The organism is Streptomyces sp. SID1328, from assembly GCF_009865595.1.
Taxonomy (GTDB): Bacteria; Actinomycetota; Actinomycetes; order Streptomycetales; family Streptomycetaceae; genus Streptomyces; species Streptomyces griseoluteus.
The window spans coordinates 1-17,291 of record NZ_WWKH01000755.1 but is presented as its reverse complement, the minus strand read 5'-3'; the positions used below and the strand labels follow the sequence as shown (position 1 = coordinate 17,291).

The following is a 17,291-nucleotide window of genomic DNA, read 5'->3' as shown; positions in this document are numbered from 1 at the left end:
CGATGGGTTGGCCGGTGGTGAGGTCCCAGAGGCGGACGGTGTGGTCGTCGCTGACGGTAACGGCGATGGGTGTGCCGTCCAGAGTGGTGCAGGCTACGGCAGTCACTGTGTCGGTGTGGCCGGTGAGGGTGTCGCGGAGGGCGGGAGTGAAGTCGCTTCCGGTGGCCCAGACGGGTGTCCATTGGTTGGGGGCGGCGTGGGTGGTGAGTTGTCGCTGGAAGGTGGTGGCGCCTGCGCGGGCGGCGTTGAGAGCCAGGGCCTGCCGGCGGACGGCGACGGTGGCCGGGGCGTGGAGGTCGAGGCCCATGCGGTAGACGGCGGCGGTGAGGCGGGCTTCGTCGGTGGTGGCGTGCTGGAGCTGGGGGGTGAGGGTGTGGGGGGTGGCGTGGACGAGGTATTCGGGGATGTCGAGGACATCGTCGATGCGGTGGGCGGCTGCGGCGTGGGTGGCAAGGTGGTGCAGGGCGTAGGGGTGTGCCCTGGACCAGTCACGGGTGGCGTCGCCGCGGTAGGGGACGGAGTCGGTTAGGACGTCGACGAACGCACTGTGTACGGCCCTCGCGTCGGTGTCTTCGCGGAGGTGTTCGGTGAGGGCTTGGTGGTAGAGGCGGTAGGCGGAGCGGCCGTTCTCGGTGGCTTCGACGACGTAGGAGCCGGCGTTGCGTCGCAGCCAGAACAGGTCGTCATCGGTGTAGGGGCGGCCGGAGACGGCGGAGGCAAGACGGGCCCAGATGCTCTCCCAGGGCAGGCCCTGGCCCTCGGCGTAGGCCAGTGGGCGCAGAAGGTCGGCCGCACGGCGCGCGTCCTCGCCCAGGCGGCGGGTGAGGTCCTCGCGCATCGCCTGCCCGGCGTGACGCGGCAGGCTGGCACGCCACCGTGGATCGTAGGGGTCGGCGACCACCTCGTCGGCGGAGGCGAGGGTGTAGGCGGCGACACGGGCGACCAGGAAGGAACGCCCCGCTGCTTCGGCTACCGCCGCCCCGACCGGTTCCAGCAGGTCGGGGCGGCGCCGGTAGGGAGAGGTCCGGCGGCTTTCGATGAGGTTGCGCATCGTGTACGCGCGCAGCGCCTGGCGGTCGGCGTAGGCGGGGCTGTCGAGGTCGAGGACCACACCCGGGTGCTCGCGCTGCTGCGGGGTGAGGCCGAGTCGGTCCAGGAGGTAGGGGCGGGTGCCCAGGAGCAGGCGGATCCGGCCGCGGGAGTGGTCGATGAGGGGGCGCACGACCTGGGAACACAGGCTGTCGGGTGTGGCGGCCTCGTCGAGGGCGTCGATCAGCACGGTGAACGGCCGCACTGACGTGTCGTGCTTCTGTCCCAGGGCTTCGAGGAACTCACCGACCGTGGAGGCTTTCACCCCGGCCGCGGCCGCCAGACCGTGCAGGACCTCGCTGTTCGTAAGGTTCTGGGCGTACATGACGACGTCGACGCTGTCTTCGCAGGGAATCTGCTCCGGGGCCAGACCCAGGGTGTCCAGGGGAACCGTGCGACGCCGCTCGGGCATGGTGAGGGCGGCGAGCAGACCGAGCACAGCGGTCTTGCCCGATCCCGGGCCCGCAGTGACCACACGCACGAACTCCGCAGGCGTGTCACGGCGGGGAAGCCGTTGCCGCTCACCTCCGCCGCGCCTGTTGAGCCAGCCGGCGAGCTTGGCCAGGACACGATGGCGGCCGCAGAACCACCACCCCTGGACAGCGTCCCCGTGGTAGCCCATGGCGCGCACCAGGAAACGGGAATGGAACTCGGTGTCCCTGCGACGGGCGTACTCGTCGAACTCGGCGGCGTCCTGCAGCGCGAGATCGACATCCGTGAGGCGCACATCATGGCGCGGGTTGGACAGGAAGTCCGGCGGCTCACCCGTCAGCCCGAGCAGGGACAGGCTGATGTGCTGGTAGGCGGGCTTGTCGACGTGGCTGTTCATCTGCTGCACCACCGCCGACACCGACAGATGCTTCGGCGCGTGCCCCGCGACGGCCTGGCCCCCCACGGCCTTCCCCAGCAGCTCGGGGAACAGACCGGCCTTCGCCTGCTGATGGGGCTGGGCCGAGGACACGATCACCAGCCCGGGAGCCGACGAACCCTGCGTCCAGGTCGTACTGAGCCGCTCCAGAGCGGCCGCGGCGAGCTCGTTGCCACCCTGCCCGGAGTAACACGTGTCCAGGATCAGCATCAGACGCCGAACCTTCGTACCGCTGAACACCCGCACCAGCTCCGCCGTCGGCAAAGCGGTGAACGACACATCGGCCGGATCGGTGTCCGACATCAGCAGCACATGCTCGCCGCCGGACTCGTCCACCTCCCCGTGCCCGGAGAGATAGACGACGACCAGGTCGTCCTCCCGCCGCTCCTTCGACGTGCAGAACGCCCGCAACTGCTCTCGTAACTGCTGCACGGTCGGGTCTACGCCCAGCGCTGTGTGATGCCGGTAGCCGAGCTTGCGCGTGAACAGCTCCACGATCTGCTCACGGGCCTCGACGAGGCCGGGACGGTCCCAGTCGGCACACTTCGGGTACCGGGCGACCGAGGCAGCGATCAGATAACGGCGCGGCTCCTCAGCCTCCTTCAAACTGCCTGCGGCCACAGCGGTCATGACAGACCATCCGCAAGGGCCTGACCGCACAGCTTGTCCGTCAGATACGCCGACGCATCATGCGCATGCGCGCCATTGCTGACGACCGCGCACCGCACCTGCTCCCCGAACACGGGCCGCAGATCCTTTACCAGCGCCACGACGTCCCCCTGATCAGCGAGATTCGTCCATGCCAGGTGCTCCCCGCCCGGCCACACGCCCCGCAGGCTTCCGCCCAGTGCCAGCGGGGCCGGCTGCAGACGGTGCACGATCAAGTGGGGGATGCCCAGCGGGGATCCGATCGTCACCAGGGCCCGCACCCCATGGCCCGGCCGCGCGCACAACGCCTCATAGGCGATGACAGAACCCAGTGAGTGCGCCACCACGACCTGGGTGTCCTCACCGATCTGGTCGACGACCCGGGCCAGCGCTTTCGCCCGCACATCGACATCGGTGAGGTAGTGGTGGACCTGCTTCAGATCGAAGACCATCGCCCGCAACGCGAGGCCGGCGAAGAACCGTGATCCCGACAGGGCCCGCAGCGCAGCCTGCACCACACCCGGCGTCACCACCAAGGTGTCGGCGTCGGGCGGAACCACGCCCGGATCACTGTCGGCAGCTGCCTGCCACCAGGCAAGCAGCAGATCCTCCTCGAAGCCCGCAGCGACATCAGCCGCGGTGTAGGGCGGGTCCCCGGCCGCCAGGAACTCCCCGTCGGGCCGGAAAAGGTCACCATAGAACGCGACCGTCACATCGGACTCCGTCAACCGAACGGCGTGGTCGGCCCAGGCGAGGCCGTCGTTCAGAGCCGGAAGCCACTGCTGGCGCAGCGTATGTTCACCCAGCCTCTGCTTGCCGATGCCGTGCACCGCCACCACTCGCGCCATCCCCTGTGCCCCCACGCTCGCCCCCGCACTGCCGTGGTCAGACTGTAAGGGCGCCAAAGGCCTGAGAGCAGCACAATCTCCCGATCGTCCGGTTGGTGGGGACGGATCCGTAGAGCTCAGTCGGTTGGGGGCGAGTCAGTGGGGCAGTTGCCCTGTCGGCCTTGTCGGTGATCGCACTGGGGCCTGCGGAGGTCTTGGTGCGCGAGCCTGGGCGGGCTACTTGCACTACGCGCCGGGCTGGGGCCCACGGGGCGCCGGGGTGCGCCCGGCGTGGATTGTCAGTGGGGTCCGCTACCTTCGGAGTGTCCCGCGCGGATAGTGCGTTCCCGCCCGGTCTGATTCGTCCAGGCCGGGCGGGAACCGTGTGCTCGCCCCCCCGGGGTGGTTCTGGCACGGGGGCGGGCGCTTCCGGATGGAAGGCCGACACCCCAAGGGGTGCCCTGTATCCATGGACGCTGGTCGAACGCGGGATTGCAAGGAGAACCGGGAACTTCCACCCCACAGCGAACAGACCTGCGCGTTCTCCTTCGGAAGACAGCTCGTCCCCGTTCGAGCCGAGCTGTTCCCCGACCGTCATTGTTCCGTGAATCCGTGATCACTTGGCGTAGCAACTCCCTTGTGTTCCATCCTGGTTTCCCTCCCGGACGGTGACGGCGTGGCACCCGTCCGTGTCCGGGACCCGCCGGTGGATGGGCCGGTGGGCTTGTGACAGGCCGACGACCCTGGAGGTCTTCATGGAACGCAAAGGGATATGGCCTCTGTGCTCATCGCCTTCGCCACGCTGACCGTGTTCGCGTGGAGCATCGTGATGGTCATGTACGGGCAGGTTGCCGCGATCGCCGTACTCGCCCCGGCACTGGGCCTGACAGTCCAGCAGATTGTGCGCCCGCCCGCAGGCCCCCGCGGCCACAACCGCGGACACCGGCGGAGAGACGCCGGGACTCACGGCCCAGCAGGCCGCCCACCGCGCCCCTCTGCAGGAACCGGCGCCCGCAGCGACCACCGCGAACACGGGCGAGGAGGAACCGGGCCTGACGGCCCGGCAGGCCGTGCACCCCACCCGTCTGCGGGGGCCGGCGGCCGTTGCCGTGGACAGTGCAGGGGAGGCGCCATGAGCGGGTTCAAGGACCCGGCCCCGGCGCCCGACGAGCCTCCTCGCACGGGTGAGCCCACAGGGTTCAGGCCGCTGGCCGCACCCAGGCGGCACAAGCCTCCCCGGCCCGCGACCGCGGGCCACCCCGCACAGCCCCCCCGACCAAGCCGCCACCACTCCCACAGGACGTGCCCCGGGTCGTCCCGGCCGTCCGCTCGGCCCGGTCGCCGCCCACGTCAGCAGCGCCCACCAGGCCTGGCTCGGCCCGGTCCGCGAGGCCTACCTCGCCGCCGCCACGACCGGCATGACGATGAGCCGGCTCGGTGACGCCCTGCACATCTCCAAATCGAAGATCTCCGAACTGCTCAGCGGCAAGTTCTACCCCCGCTGGGAACTCCTCTACGACCTCGCCGTCGCCCTCGGCATCTCCTTCTGGCCGCTGTACCGGCTGTGGCGCCAGGCCGCCCTGGAGACCGAGAACAAGTCCCGCACATGGGTCGACAACTCCACCTCCCGCGTGCAAGGGACGATGACCGCCACCCGCTCCACCCCGCCCCTGGACCTCACCGCTTTCCGCGACCTCACTGAGAACGGCTACCGCCTCTACGCCGGCGTCTTCCTCATCGGCCCCTACTGCCAAGCGGCCATCGACAAGACCTACGACCGGCTCTGGCTGTCCTGGAACCAGGCCCTGGCCAGCCCTGATGCCCGCCGCTACGCCTTCACCGTGCTGCGCGGTGCGCACCAACCTGAAGGGACGGCAGCAGGAAGTCCTCCACATTCCTGTCCACCCGCTCAGCGTGACGTTGTCGCCAGATGCCGACGTCCCCGAACTGGATTCCGAGTAGCTCTCGTACGAGAGGGAGGAAGGTCACCCGTCCCGGGCGTCGAAGTAGGCCCCGTACCGGAACGCCCCGGCGCTGTCACTGGCCGTCGATAACGTGACCGCCGTGATGGTGGGCACCGAAGAAACCCGGCTGGTCGTGCTGCGCGGCAACAGCGCCTCAGGGAAGTCGTCCGTCGCGTACGGCCTGCTCGAGCGGTTCGGCCGCGGCCTGGCCTTGGTCGGCCAGGACAACCTCCGCCGCATCGTGCTGCGCGAGCGGGACCGGCCCGGCGCCGCGAACATCGGCCTGATCGACCTGACCGCCCGCTACGCCCTGGACGCCGGATTCCACGTCGTCGTCGAAGGCATCCTCTACGCCGACCGCTACGGCGACATGCTCACCGAGCTGCGCGCGGACCACCGCGGCCCGACCCACAACTACTACCTGGACGTCCCGTTCAGCGAAACCCTCGCCCGGCACGCCACCAAGCCGATCGCCGACGACGTCAGCGAGACGCAGCTGCGCGACTGGTACCGGGCACGCGATCTGCTGCCCGGCGGCACCGAGACCGTCATCGGCTCCGACAGCGCCCTGCACGAGACCGTCGACCGCATCATGAACGACACCGGTCTAGCACAACTGCCCGCCGCGGACCGCTGACCGGAGCACATCTGCGACGCGCCGCCCCCGCCCCGACCGTGAGGCCGACCATGGGTATGGCTATGCCGTGCCCAGCCCCGACCATGGCTGGTCAGCGCACTGCTGACGCTTCCCCGCGGCGGCGGCGCTTCATGTCTGCCGATGCCCGGGGCCGGTCCAGGGGACTCGCTGGTCGGGGTCGTGGACGGGGCGCCACACAGGTGCGGAGGGGCCGTGCTGGAGCAGGTCGGCCAGTGGCACCGCGAGGACTGGGACGTCGTAGGGGAAGTGGGCCAGCAGCCCAACTGCCGCGTGCAGGGCGCGGGTCCGGTTCTCGACACCGGCCGGGCCGGTGCCGTCCAGGACGAACAGGACGCGGCGGAAGAGCGGGTAGCGCCGCCGCCACTCCTCCACCGCCGGCTCCTGGAGGGTCGGCCGCGCCCCGGGACCACGGGCACGTAGCGGTGGAGGCGCTCGTACGTGGTCAGCTTGGCGGCAAGGCGCTCGGGGCCCATGGTCGCCCGGTCGACTTCCACGAACGCACGCAGCATCGACCAGCCCTCGCCGTCGATGGGGCCGCGCCGGTAGTACAGCAGCTCGTCGGGGATGACGGCCTCGCCGCTTCCGATCGGGTGATGCACCTCGGGAATCCAGTCCAGCGGCTCGCACACATCGCCGCGGCGGCGGGCGTCCTCGAGGAAGACGAGCGCGGTCTCGGTCACGGTCAGCGTGTGGCCGGCCCTCAGCCGCACGGCGGTCGGATCGGACACGGTCCGGAACGGCCGCCCTCCGCGCATCTCGGGCCACTCGCAGGCGAGCTGCACGCCGTACGCGGTCGGGAACCACCCCCGGGTCCGCCCGGCTTGCGGCAGGGTGATCCGGTCGACCAGCCCCTCTACGCGCAGCCGGGCCAGCCGCCGCCGGGTCTGCTCGATACGCACTCCGGGTGCGATCACACGGTGCATCTGCTCGGTGGTCGCCATCCGGTACTGCACCAGCACACCCAGCGCCAGCCGGTCCCCGCTGCCCACGTCCACGCCGATCATCACGGATCCGCGCTGCTGCGGGTTGACGGGAACGTCGGCCTGGCGCAGCGAGCGAAGCGTGGTGGCTTCGGCGCACAGCCTGCACAGCCCGATCACTGGCATCGGACTGGCCCCGATCAGGGTGTGCGAGGAGAAGCTTCCGTAGACGGGCGGATAGCAGCCGGGGCACAGTCGGCAGTCCTCGAGGTCGTCAGCCTGGCTGGGTTATGGGACGGGATTGATGGTGACGTTGGTGCCGGGGCACTCGGCGGCGCCGAGGGTCAGCGTGTTCTGCTCGGCCGGGTCCACGGCCAGGCCCCACTGGAGTTTCACGGCTGTCCAGTTGGCCAGGTAGTGGCAGCGTTCGGCAGGGTTGTCGGGCACGAGCCAGGTGGTGGGGTCCTGGTCGGCCTTTTGCCGGTTGGATCGGGCGCTGACGGCCTCGAGGTGGCGTGCGTCGTCGAGGTAGTTGGCGTAGGTGACGCGACGCTGCCGGGTCCAGGCGGAGGCTCCGGAGTCCCAGGCTTCGGCGAGCGGGACCAGGTGGTCGATGTCGAGACTGCGCGGGCCGTCGATCCACGAGTTGTCGTACCAGGAGTACCAGCGACCTCCGGACAGGGTGCACCGGCCGGTGACCGCCGGCGGCTCCACCGCTTCCTCGAGGAGAACTTCCATGCGGGTGTTGCAGCCGTCGCGGTCGGCGTCGATCCAGCCGCCGAAGGACTGCTCACGGTCGTAACCGGTGCGGTCCTCCGCGGCGACGGGCAGCTGGGCCACCGCTTCGGCGAGTGGCAGGGTGTCGGCGGTCGGCGCGGCCTGCGCGGGGGGAGCGATCGTGGTGGGCAGTACGGCGAGAAGGACGGCGGCCAGGACGTGGAGGGCAGGGCGCACGGCGGCTCCTTGACGAAGAGCACGAAATAGGTCGTGCCTCTTCGTAGCGAGCCCGCGTCGCGGCACGCCCCGGAACCAGGGACAGCATCACCCTGACGAGCGGTAAGTCAGACCGGGCTGCAGGGGACGCCGGCGCCCTGGCACAGTCTCAAGGCCGCACCGGAGGTCTCGTAGAGCATCGGCCACAGCGTCTTCTCCCGCATGTGTCTGATACCGCCTACGTCAGGCCCGCTGCCGCCTCCCGCCATGCGAGTGTGCGGGTAGGCGCTGATCACTCAAACGGGGTAAATCCGGCACCTGACGGTGCAGTCAAGGACGCGGTCCGGTCACCGTGGGGACATGGATGACCCGCAGACAGGTCCGGTCGGTCCTGGGTCCGAGGCGGTGCTGCGGTGGGCTCGGACGGTGGGGCTGGTGGCGGATGAGGGGGAGCGGCGGCGGCTTGCCGCGATGAGGTTGGAGGCGCTCGCTGAAGGGGCTCTGCCACAGGCCGGCACCTGTGATGTTGCTCTGACGGCCCAGTGGGCCGTGTTCATCTGCCTGGTGGACGACATGATCGATCGGCGAGGCATGGGGGTGGTCCCCGGCGCGGTGGAGAAGTTCACTGCTCCCTTGCGTGAGGTCCTGGCCGTCGGCGGTGGTCTGCTGCCCGTGGCGACGTCCCCGCATGCCGTCGTGCTGAGGGGGCTGTGGGAGCGCACGGCCGAGGGGATGTCCGCCCGGTGGCGGGAGCGGTTCACCGAGGACTACACCGACTTCCTGGATGCGACCGAGGAGGAAGTGGCCCTGCGCCGTAATGGCGTCCGGCTGTCTTTCGAGCCTTACGTGCAGTTGCGCCGCCGCACGATCACCCTGCTTCCGCTTCTCGACGTGCTGGAACGCACCGGCAACGCCCCCTGGGTGGAGTGTGGGCAGGTCAGTGCCCGACTGGGCGAGCTGCGGCGGGCATTGGCCGATGTGGCCGGATGGGCGAATGACCTGGCTTCGGCGGCCGACGACGCGGCTGCCGGTCAGGACAACCTGGTGACCGTCCTCGCCCGGCAGGACGGCTGTTCCCCGGCCGCGGCCCGTGCACGGGCCGCGGCCTTGATCGCCGAACGCCGCCGCGACTTCAGCACCGCCGCCACCGCCCTGCGCACAGGCCACGGTGTGCCCCCCGAACGGCAGGCAGACGTGCGCCGGTACGTGGACCTGACGCAGACGTTCATGGCCGCCACGCTGCAGTGGCTGGCCCGCACCGGGCGCTTCACCCCCGAACCCGGGCCCCCAGTACCCCCTCACGCCTCAGGGCCGCTGCTCTGACCCGAAAAACCATGCGACCGGGCGCAGCAGGCGCAGGCCCAGAACGACGATGCGGAGGAACCGAGCCGATGAGAATCGCTGCCCCGGCCGCGGGCCTGCCCCACTGGCCGCATTCCGCGCTGCCTGCCGAACTGGTCCCCGCTACCGCACGCCTCCGTGCTCATCTCCTCAACATGATCCGGCCTGACGGAACCCTGCACAGTCCCTGCCAAAGCCGCGTCCTGGAATCCGCACTGCTCCTGGCCCTCCTGGACCGCACCCGCCTAGAACCCGCCGCCCGCAGCCGCGTGGCCGCCTACCTGTCCCTGCACTGCGACTCTCCCGAACCACTGGACCGGCTTCTGGCCCGGGCCGCCCTGGGCTACAAGCCCGCCCCGGACGGTCTGCCCGATGGGGAACGGTTCCTCACCCGGGCCCCGGACTTCACCGGCCCCCGCAAGCGTGCCCTGCTGCACGCGGTCCTGACACTCCTACGCGTCGCACCGGCCGAAAAGATCTCCCGTCCTGAGCCCATCAGCCTCAACGGTCTGCACACCTGGGCGCGCGTTCAGGTCACCGCCGTCAAAACGATCCTCGCCCACGCCCACGGACACCGTACGGTCGACGAAGGCGACCTGGAACTGCTGCGCTCCACACAGCGGCCCGGAACCATCTGGGAGGCCAATCTCCTCATCCACCTGTCGGTCCTGCACGCCCTGGTACCTGTCCCAGGCCAGTACCCGCTGGTCGCCGAAGGAGTGAAGACCGCGCTGCGGCACCAGCGTCCCGACGGCGGGATGCCGTTCATCCGCGACGAGAACACCTGGGTCACCGCAACCGCCGCAGTCGCCCTGCACGCCGCCGGAGCCGGCGCACCGGTCGTGGACCTCCTCGCCCGGCGCCTGGTCGCTCTCCAACACCCCACAGGCGGCTGGTCCTTTGCCGATGGCGTCCAACTCCCGGACGCGGACTGCACCTCGGTGGCCGCCGAAGTCCTCCACCTCGCCGGCCCGGACGTCTACCGCGCTCCGCTGCACCGCGCACTGGGCGCACTGCGCACCCTGCGGGGCAAGGACGGCGGCTTCCCGACCTACCTGGCCAGCGCGCCCTCGGAAGCCTGCATGACCGCCGCAGCAGCCAACGCCCTCAGCACTCAGGGCCCCACTCACCGCCATGAGGTCGAAGCGGCCCTGGCCTACCTCGCCTCTCAGCAACGTCCCGACGGTTCCTTCCCGCCGGACTGGAGCAGCAGCCGCCTGCACACCGTCTCCCGCGCCGTCCTCGCAGCATCCCGGCACCCCGACACCAGCCCCGGCAGCCCCGCGCAGCACATCATCAAAAGGGCCGTGGCCCTGGTGGCAGACTGCCAGAACGCCGACGGCGGGTGGAGCCAGCAGGACGGCGACGCGAGCGACGCGCTCAGTACCGCCTACGCCCTGACGGCCCTCACAACCCAGAACACCCCCGGCCCCGCGGTCCGGGGCGTCGCCTACCTGCTCACCCAGCAACGCCCCGACGGATCGATCTCCAGCGTTGCGGATTCCATCGGACCCCGCCCGTTCGGTTTCACCGTCCCCGCGCTCGCCGATGTCTTCACCCTGCTCGCCCTCGGCCACCTCACCCGCCGCCTGGCTCCCACACCATGCCGCACCCCTCCCAGGGTCAGTGACAACAAGGGCGAACCCGACACGGCTTCGTCTTCGGCCCGTGGCCGGGCTGCCCGCAGTCCGTCCCTGAACGCGCCGTCGAAGATGGCAGTCGAGGAACAGAATCAGCTGCGGCCTGCACAGGGATCCGACCCTGCGAGCCACCCGGCGCCGTTCTAAAGCCGCCAGTGAACGGCCCCAGGCGCCTGCCGGGCGACTGGCTGCATCGGGCAGCACTCGGCCGGCCGAGTGGGCGGTCAGTTACGCCAGAAGCTTGGCCAGAGTGGTACCGACCGACGACTTGTAGGGCTCCATCTGGAAGCCGGAGAACTCGGCGTGAGTGAGCCGGCCGTCGCCGTCCTTGTCGAGCTCACGGAATGCGGTGTCCAGGGAACCCGCATCGACGTCGATCTGGCGGTCCTCCAGCGCGGACGTGATCTCGGCCAGCGTGACGGTTCCGTTCTTGTTGGCGTCGATGATGCTGAATGCCTGGTCGACCTGAGTGGCGTTCATATGTGTCTCCGTCGGTAGGGGCGTGCGTGTCTCGGGCAGACCGAACCTGCTCCACGGGGGACGCGGCCGAACGCGTCCTGTCTGCTCAGGATGCGCCGCCCATGCCGCACGGGCTGTGCACTCGCCCAGCGGGTCCCCCGAAAGAGAAGCTGGTCACTTCCGGGTGGCGCTCCCGCCCACCGCAGACGAGGACGCCGGTCGGCCGGAGCGCCGGGAGTGCGAAGTGCGCCGGTGGTGCACCCCATTGATGTTTGGAAGCACTGCTTCACGCGTTGGTATGGAGCAGCGCAAGCAGCACCGTTTCCTCTCCCAGAACTCTGCTTGGCTTCCTGTCGTGACGCCGGTCGCAGGTGCCCCTGCTCCTTTGTCCGCTGGCGGCACACCCGTCCTGATCGAACTCCCCGGTCGACGCTGGCTCAACAGCGTGCTCGTGACCGAGAAAGAAGCAGGAAACATGCGCATTTCCGCCTCCCGTCCCAGCCGAGTCGTCGCGCTCGCTCTCGGCGCCGTGACGTCACTGGCCGTCCTGTCCGGCACTGCTGCGGCTGCCGGCAACCTGGACGCCCCGTACGCCCGCGCCGCCGCGAAGGTCAGCGGCACCGCTTCACTCCTCGGATCCAAGAACGTCGACGCTGTCACCCGGGGAACCGGCACCAACCAGGCGGGCGTGTACTGCGTCAAGGTCTCGGACTCCAACATCGACCTGAGTAGCGCGGCGATCGTCGCGACGCTCAACAACAGCCGGGGCGAGATCACTGCCATCGGCGGACCTCACGGCTACTGCGGCAACGCCACCGACACCATCACAATCGTCACGAGCGACAGCGAGGGCAAGTCCGCAGACAGGCCGTTCACCGTCGCCGTGCTCTGACCTCGTCGCACCAGGCCGGCCCGTGCCACGCCGGCCTCGGCATCTCGGTTTGGGGGATGGCCACGGTCACCGTTCCCCAGACTGACGGCCGGGATCGTCAGCCGCCGGGCTTGCCCGCCGCCTGGGGGTACGCGGCGAGCTCGGTGCGAAGGGCCCTGCCCAGCAACGAGATGCTGACCGGCCGCCGCGGCGTGCGACGCCGGCGAGGAGGCCACCGGCGTGTGACCCGCTGACACGCGCTGTCAGGGGGTGGTAGTTCAGACCTGGTACGCCGCAGTGAGAGGGCCGGGTCCAATCTCTGGGGGTACACCCGCCATCGTGGCGGGTTGACGCGATCAGCTCAGTTTGGCAGGGGAGTGGTGCGTGCTGTCGCAGGCCGTGCGCTCCACCTCGGTCGGCTCACGGGTTCCGGCGTCGGTAAAAACCCGGGTGATCGAGCCGTGCTCGCCGGTACTGGTGGATGGGCTGTCGGTCATGGTGGTGAGTGCTTCGGCGGCGGTGGCGTGGACCGGCAGGACTGCGTCGACGCCGGTGAGGGTGAGCATCCGCATCAGGCGGTCGGGGACATTGGCGAGTCCGAGGGCACCGCCCGCCTTCTGGGCGGCGTGCCAGAGGCTGATGAGGGCGCTCAGACCCGTGGAGTCGCAGAAGCCGACGTGTGACAGGTCCAGGATCAGGCGTGGACATTGGCGCTCGAGGATCTTGGAGGCTTCGTGGCGCAGGGTGTCCGCGGTGTGCAGGTCCATGTCGCCGGTGACGGTGGCGACCGCGAGGTCGGGGCGTGGGTGCTGGACGGTCAGGTGCAGCGTGCTGGTCACGTCGGTCATCACTCCTGGCCGAAGTGTTCGGGCGCGGCGGCGGTGTGGGCGGTGGCAGCGGCACTGCCGTGGGGTGTGGCGTGAGGGTGGGGGACGGACAGGGCCAGCAGAGCCACGTCGTCGCCGGCTCCGTCGGGCAGCGAGGCCAGCAGGGTGATGCTGTCCTCGACCAGGGAGGTGGCGGTGACGGGCCCGGTGCGCTGGTGGAGGAAGCCGGTCAGGCCGTCGTCCCCGAGCATGGCGCCCTCGGCGGTGCGGGCTTCGATCAACCCGTCGGTGTAAAGGAACAGGCTTTCCCCGGCCGTCAGGGAAAACGTGGTCTGGGCGAAGGGCGCCTGCGGGAATGCGCCGACGAGCATCCCGCCCTTGGGGCGTACGGCCCTCACCCAGACGGCGCCGCTGTCATCGGAGCGAAGGTGGTAGGCCGGCGGGTGGCCGCCGGCGGCGACGGTGACGGTGAAACCGCCGTCCTCCCGAGGTTCCAGGAGACCGAAGAGGACGGTGCAGAAGCGGCGGCCGGCGGCGACGTCGGTGAGCAGCATGGTGTTGAGCGCGCTCAGCACGGTGACCGGGGCGGCGTTGATCTGGGCCGCAGCGCGCAGGGTATGGCGGGCCAAGGCGGTGACGGTCGCCGCCTCCGGGCCCTTGCCGCACACGTCACCGAGGAAGAACACCCACCGGTCACCGTCGAGGGGAAAGACGTCGTAGAAGTCACCGCCCACATCGTGGGCGGAGGCGGTGCGGTAGTGGCAGGCCAGTTCCAGGTCCGGCACCACAGGAAGAGCCGGGGGCAGCAGGGTGCGCTGCAGGGTGGAGGCGAACGCGGCGATGGCGGCCTTGTCCCGCTCCGCCTTCTCCCGCGCTTCCCGTTCCGCCTCGGCCCGCGCCCGTTCCGCCTCGGCGTGCCGCTGCTCCGCCTCCCGGCGGGCCTGCTCGTCGCGCAGAGCACGCAGCGCCGACAGCCGCAACTCCATCTCGTCCAGCACGATCGCGGCGAGATCGGCCAGGGTGGCGGTGTCCTCCTCGGTGACCGAGCGCGGCCGGGTGTCGAGGACGTTGACCGTGCCCAGCCGGTGCCCCTCCGGGGTGATGATGGGTGCGGCGGCGTAGAAGCGCACCCCCATCTCCCCGGCGACCAGCGGATTGCCCGCCGCGACGGGGTCCTGAAGAGTGTCGGGGATGACCATCGTGTCATCGCGCAGGATCGCCGAGCCGCACAGGCCCGGATCACGGCCGATCTCCGCGACACCCTCCAGGCCGTGGGCGGCCTTGAACCAGATGCGGTCGGTGTCCACGATCGTGACCGTCGCCACCGGCACGTCGAAAAGCCGGGCGGCCATGGCCGCCACCCGGTCGAACGCCCCGTCGGGCGGAGTGTCGAGGATGTCGTAGCGGCGCACCGCCGCGATCCGGGCCGCCTCTACATCCGGGTCAGGGACCAGCTCAGGGCGGCGCCTGGGAGCCGGGCCGGTGGCCGATGCCTGCTGCATCATCGGCTTTCCTCTCCGTGGATGGGCTGCCGCCATGAACGACACGAGCCGGCGCAGCCTAAATCGATCAGACGCCCCAACACCAATGCCGCTGTCCGCCGGGCACCGGACGCCTGCCCGGTGATGCGGTCACTCGGCAACAGAAACGGGCGAACCAACAACCGCCGCCCTCGGCCTGATCGGCCCTCCTGACGCTCGGGCCGGAAAAACGCAGATCGGCGTTGGACCGTGACCACGTTGTTATGCCCATCGCATCTCAATGGTGGACAGCTGCTCCACCCGTTCCGCAGCGTCGCGGCCCGGCAATAGTGGCAGCTGGAACCGGGCAATTGATCGACGGCCAGAGTGTGCGAAGGACGCACAGCGTGCCAAGGCGTCACCACCCACCTGCGGATGCACCCGTGTCCCCGCGGCATGGCTGGAGCAGGGGATCTCCGGACGGGTCGGGGGAGCAGGCCACCAGGACTCATCATCGAGACACCTCCGGAGCAGAAGGCCGCGCCAAACGACGCGGTCACGCCGTGCGCGAGTGACGGCATGTCCGCACGTTACTGATCACCAGCAGGACCGGGCCTGCTCCCGCCCTGGGTGGCCCCGGAAGGATGATTCCGGCATTAGGGCGCCAGCCTCAGGACGTCCGCCCGTGCGCTCTCTGCCTGCGGGGGCCGGAGAAGACGGACCGAGCCGAGTACCCCACCGGGCTGGCAGAGCGAAGGCCGGGGTGGGCCGGTCCGCAATGGGTCCTCGACCCGCCGGTGGGCAGAGGATCTGTGGCGCGGTCGAGGAGGTCGGCCGCAGCCGCCGCCACACTGACAAGCGGTGCCGCTCTGGCAGCCGCAGCTGCAGCCGGGACCGCACTTCAACCGCTCATCCGAGAATCCTCGAGCTGGGCAGGTCGCTGGCCGTTCATAGGCTAAGGGCGCCCCTGGCGTGGTCACCGCCTGGGCCGCCCGCTTCGAGCGGTGCTGGCTCTCGTCCGCTGGGGAGGTGGGATCACTGGCGCCCTGGCTGGCGTGAGGTGGGATCACTGGCGCCCTGGCTGGCGTGCTGCCTGTGGGCCGGGGTGCGCGTTCCCCCGTTCGGCCGCATCCTAGAGCTGGCTCCGTCAGGTGCCACAGACCGACCTTCTGGGAGGTGCTGTGATCCTGTTTGCCCTGCTCATACCCGTGGCGATGATGGCTCTGCTGTTCGGAGTGACCGCTTTTGAAGAGCGTCTTTTCCCGCAGCCACCGGTCCCAGAGGACGCCGGTCAGGCACCCACCCACTGAGAGTAAGGCCCCAGGCGCGCGCATGGTCCGTCAGCGCTTGGTCAAAGCCTTGGTTCCTGCGTGGTCGGCCCGTTGACATCCCCGTTGCGGCCGCTCTGCCCATGTCCCTTGGCTGGAGTGAAGGAGTAACGACCTTGGGAGCGATTGAGGTCGGGGCACGCTCGTGACGGGTCGGCTGGGGGTGATCAGCAGACGGCCTGCCGGGTGAGCACGAGTTCGCTGCCGGGCTTGCGTCGCATGGGCCTGCGGGCGGAGCGGTCGGAGACCAGTCCGGCGATGGCGAGGTGGGTTTCCGTGTAGGTCTCGCGGCGGCCGGTGAACCGCTGCAGGGGCCGCCACTGTTTGTACTCGGTGTTGGTGTGCTCGACATGGATCCGTGCCGAGGACTGATGACGACGTCGCTCGTGCCATGCGTGGTGCTCGCCCAGCGGGGCGTCGTCCTTGGGCTTCTTCGGTGGGGCGTCGACCTGGTCAGGAAACTCGTTGGCTAGCCCGCGGTAGCCTTCGTCGACCGTGGCCTTGACATCGGGGTACTGGCGGAACTGTTCGGCGATGCCCTCGCTGCGCACGGCGGTCTGGTCGTGCATGCGGCCGGGCCGGACCACACCGCTGAACAGGGTGCGGCCTTGACCGTCGCTGAAGGTCGTGGTCTTCATCGTGTTCTGCTTCTTCTTGCCGGACACGAAGGCCTTGAGACCCGGACGGCCGGCTTTCGGACGGCGGACCTGGACCTCGGTGCCGTCGATCCGCAGCTCGACGCCCTCGGCGTCGGCGTAGGCGAATAGGTCTTCCAGCGTGCGCAACCGGATGCCGGGGCGGTCGGGTACGGCGAAGCCGCGGGCCGCCAACAGCGGCCGGACCTCGCGAACCGCGTTCGAGATGGTGGAGCGGTCCACCACGTACAGCTCGGCGAGCGCCGCATGCGGCAGACCGAGCCGCAGGTGCACCAGCGTAACCAGCAGTCGGTCCAGGAAGACCAGCCGCCGCTTCGGTCCGGCACCTGCCGCCCAACGCCGGTCCTGGCCGCGCCGCTGGCGCAGCGCCGACTCACGCGCAGCCTCCCAACGCTGAGCAAGTTCTTCGAGTAACTCGCCGAAGTGTGCACGGGAGACCCCGGACAGATGGGAACAGGCCGCACGGGCCCAGGCAAGCGTCACAACTCGCCTAACCCGTACGGTCCTTCTCGTGTCACGGGCAGACCGCGACCATAAGTCCTAGGGTTGTGCTGGCCATACCACCGCTTGGGCGACGATGACCCTCTCACCGTTGAAAGTGACCGCAGGGCCCTCGTGCAGTTCGTAGCCAAGAGCTATCGCTTCGCTCACACGATGGCAGAACGCGGCGTCGTCCGGGCCGGTCAAGACTCGGTAGATAGGCAATCCGTCTGGTGGTGTACTCATGAAAAGAAAGATCTCATGCGCACCCGTCCGCCGAGCCAGGCACCCGCCTTACCGGGCCAATCGCTCCCAAGGTCGT

General features: G+C 69.7%; 14 protein-coding genes and 1 pseudogene. 5 read left to right on the top strand and 10 right to left on the bottom strand.

Annotated features, from left to right (window positions below; all coding sequences use genetic code 11):
- Positions 1–2,587 (bottom strand): caspase family protein (locus GT030_RS37190; RefSeq protein WP_202460497.1); only part of this gene is annotated, 2,587 nt, incomplete at its 3' end.
- The gene (locus tag GT030_RS24115) at positions 2,584–3,453 is read right to left on the bottom strand and encodes a hypothetical protein (protein ID WP_161202893.1); all 870 of its coding nucleotides are present in this window, start codon (positions 3,451–3,453) and stop codon (positions 2,584–2,586) included. The genes GT030_RS37190 and GT030_RS24115, both read right to left, overlap by 4 nt.
- A gap of 1,397 nt (positions 3,454–4,850) precedes the next feature.
- Here GT030_RS24115 and GT030_RS24110 point away from each other — a divergent pair.
- A complete protein-coding gene (locus GT030_RS24110) occupies positions 4,851–5,486 on the top strand; it encodes a helix-turn-helix transcriptional regulator (protein WP_161202892.1) in 636 nt (211 codons plus the stop codon).
- 13 nt (positions 5,487–5,499) lie between these two features.
- Complete coding sequence (locus tag GT030_RS24105; RefSeq protein WP_202460499.1) at positions 5,500–6,033, top strand: kinase; 534 nt, start codon at positions 5,500–5,502, stop codon at positions 6,031–6,033.
- A gap of 129 nt (positions 6,034–6,162) precedes the next feature.
- Here GT030_RS24105 and GT030_RS36700 read toward each other — a convergent pair whose 3' ends face one another.
- The 3 genes and pseudogenes from GT030_RS36700 to GT030_RS24095 all read right to left on the bottom strand — a co-directional run bounded on the left by GT030_RS36700 (position 6,163) and on the right by GT030_RS24095 (position 7,928).
- Complete coding sequence (locus GT030_RS36700) at positions 6,163–6,426, bottom strand: hypothetical protein (RefSeq protein WP_237522776.1); 264 nt, start codon at positions 6,424–6,426, stop codon at positions 6,163–6,165.
- 104 nt (positions 6,427–6,530) lie between these two features.
- Positions 6,531–6,977: pseudogene (locus GT030_RS36695) on the bottom strand (replication-relaxation family protein); the annotation flags it as partial.
- 285 nt (positions 6,978–7,262) lie between these two features.
- Positions 7,263–7,928 carry an HNH endonuclease family protein gene (locus tag GT030_RS24095; protein WP_346009731.1) on the bottom strand — a complete coding sequence of 222 codons (666 nt, stop codon included), beginning with the start codon at positions 7,926–7,928 and terminating at the stop codon, positions 7,263–7,265.
- Between the two features lie 339 nt (positions 7,929–8,267).
- On the opposite strand from GT030_RS24095, the gene GT030_RS24090 reads away from it, so the two are divergent.
- Positions 8,268–9,230: a terpene synthase family protein gene (locus GT030_RS24090; protein ID WP_161202890.1), complete on the top strand. Its 963-nt coding sequence runs from the start codon at positions 8,268–8,270 to the stop codon at positions 9,228–9,230.
- A gap of 68 nt (positions 9,231–9,298) precedes the next feature.
- Positions 9,299–11,035 carry a prenyltransferase/squalene oxidase repeat-containing protein gene (locus GT030_RS24085; RefSeq protein WP_161202889.1) on the top strand — a complete coding sequence of 579 codons (1,737 nt, stop codon included), beginning with the start codon at positions 9,299–9,301 and terminating at the stop codon, positions 11,033–11,035.
- Between the two features lie 81 nt (positions 11,036–11,116).
- On the opposite strand, the gene GT030_RS24080 is transcribed toward GT030_RS24085, so the two are convergent.
- Positions 11,117–11,368, bottom strand: coding sequence for an EF-hand domain-containing protein (locus GT030_RS24080; protein ID WP_161202888.1), 252 nt, complete (start codon positions 11,366–11,368; stop codon positions 11,117–11,119).
- 277 nt (positions 11,369–11,645) lie between these two features.
- Here GT030_RS24080 and GT030_RS24075 point away from each other — a divergent pair, with 277 nt between their 5' ends.
- Positions 11,646–12,239, top strand: coding sequence for a hypothetical protein (locus tag GT030_RS24075; protein ID WP_161202887.1), 594 nt, complete (start codon positions 11,646–11,648; stop codon positions 12,237–12,239).
- A 335-nt stretch (positions 12,240–12,574) separates the two neighbouring features.
- Here the strand turns inward: GT030_RS24075 and GT030_RS24070 are convergent, their stop codons facing one another.
- The 4 genes from GT030_RS24070 to GT030_RS24055 form a co-directional block, all read right to left on the bottom strand.
- On the bottom strand, positions 12,575–13,057 hold the full coding sequence (locus GT030_RS24070; RefSeq protein WP_346009730.1) for an STAS domain-containing protein: 483 nt from the start codon (positions 13,055–13,057) through the stop codon (positions 12,575–12,577).
- Between the two features lie 8 nt (positions 13,058–13,065).
- Entirely contained in the window at positions 13,066–14,550 is a 1,485-nt protein-coding gene (locus GT030_RS24065; protein ID WP_161202885.1) for a GAF domain-containing SpoIIE family protein phosphatase, read from the bottom strand.
- 1,450 nt (positions 14,551–16,000) lie between these two features.
- The gene (locus GT030_RS24060) at positions 16,001–16,972 is read right to left on the bottom strand and encodes a transposase family protein (RefSeq protein WP_161202884.1); all 972 of its coding nucleotides are present in this window, start codon (positions 16,970–16,972) and stop codon (positions 16,001–16,003) included.
- Positions 16,973–17,029: 57 nt separating this feature from the next.
- Positions 17,030–17,215, bottom strand: coding sequence for a DUF1737 domain-containing protein (locus GT030_RS24055; protein WP_161199980.1), 186 nt, complete (start codon positions 17,213–17,215; stop codon positions 17,030–17,032).
- Positions 17,216–17,291 lie beyond the last annotated feature (76 nt).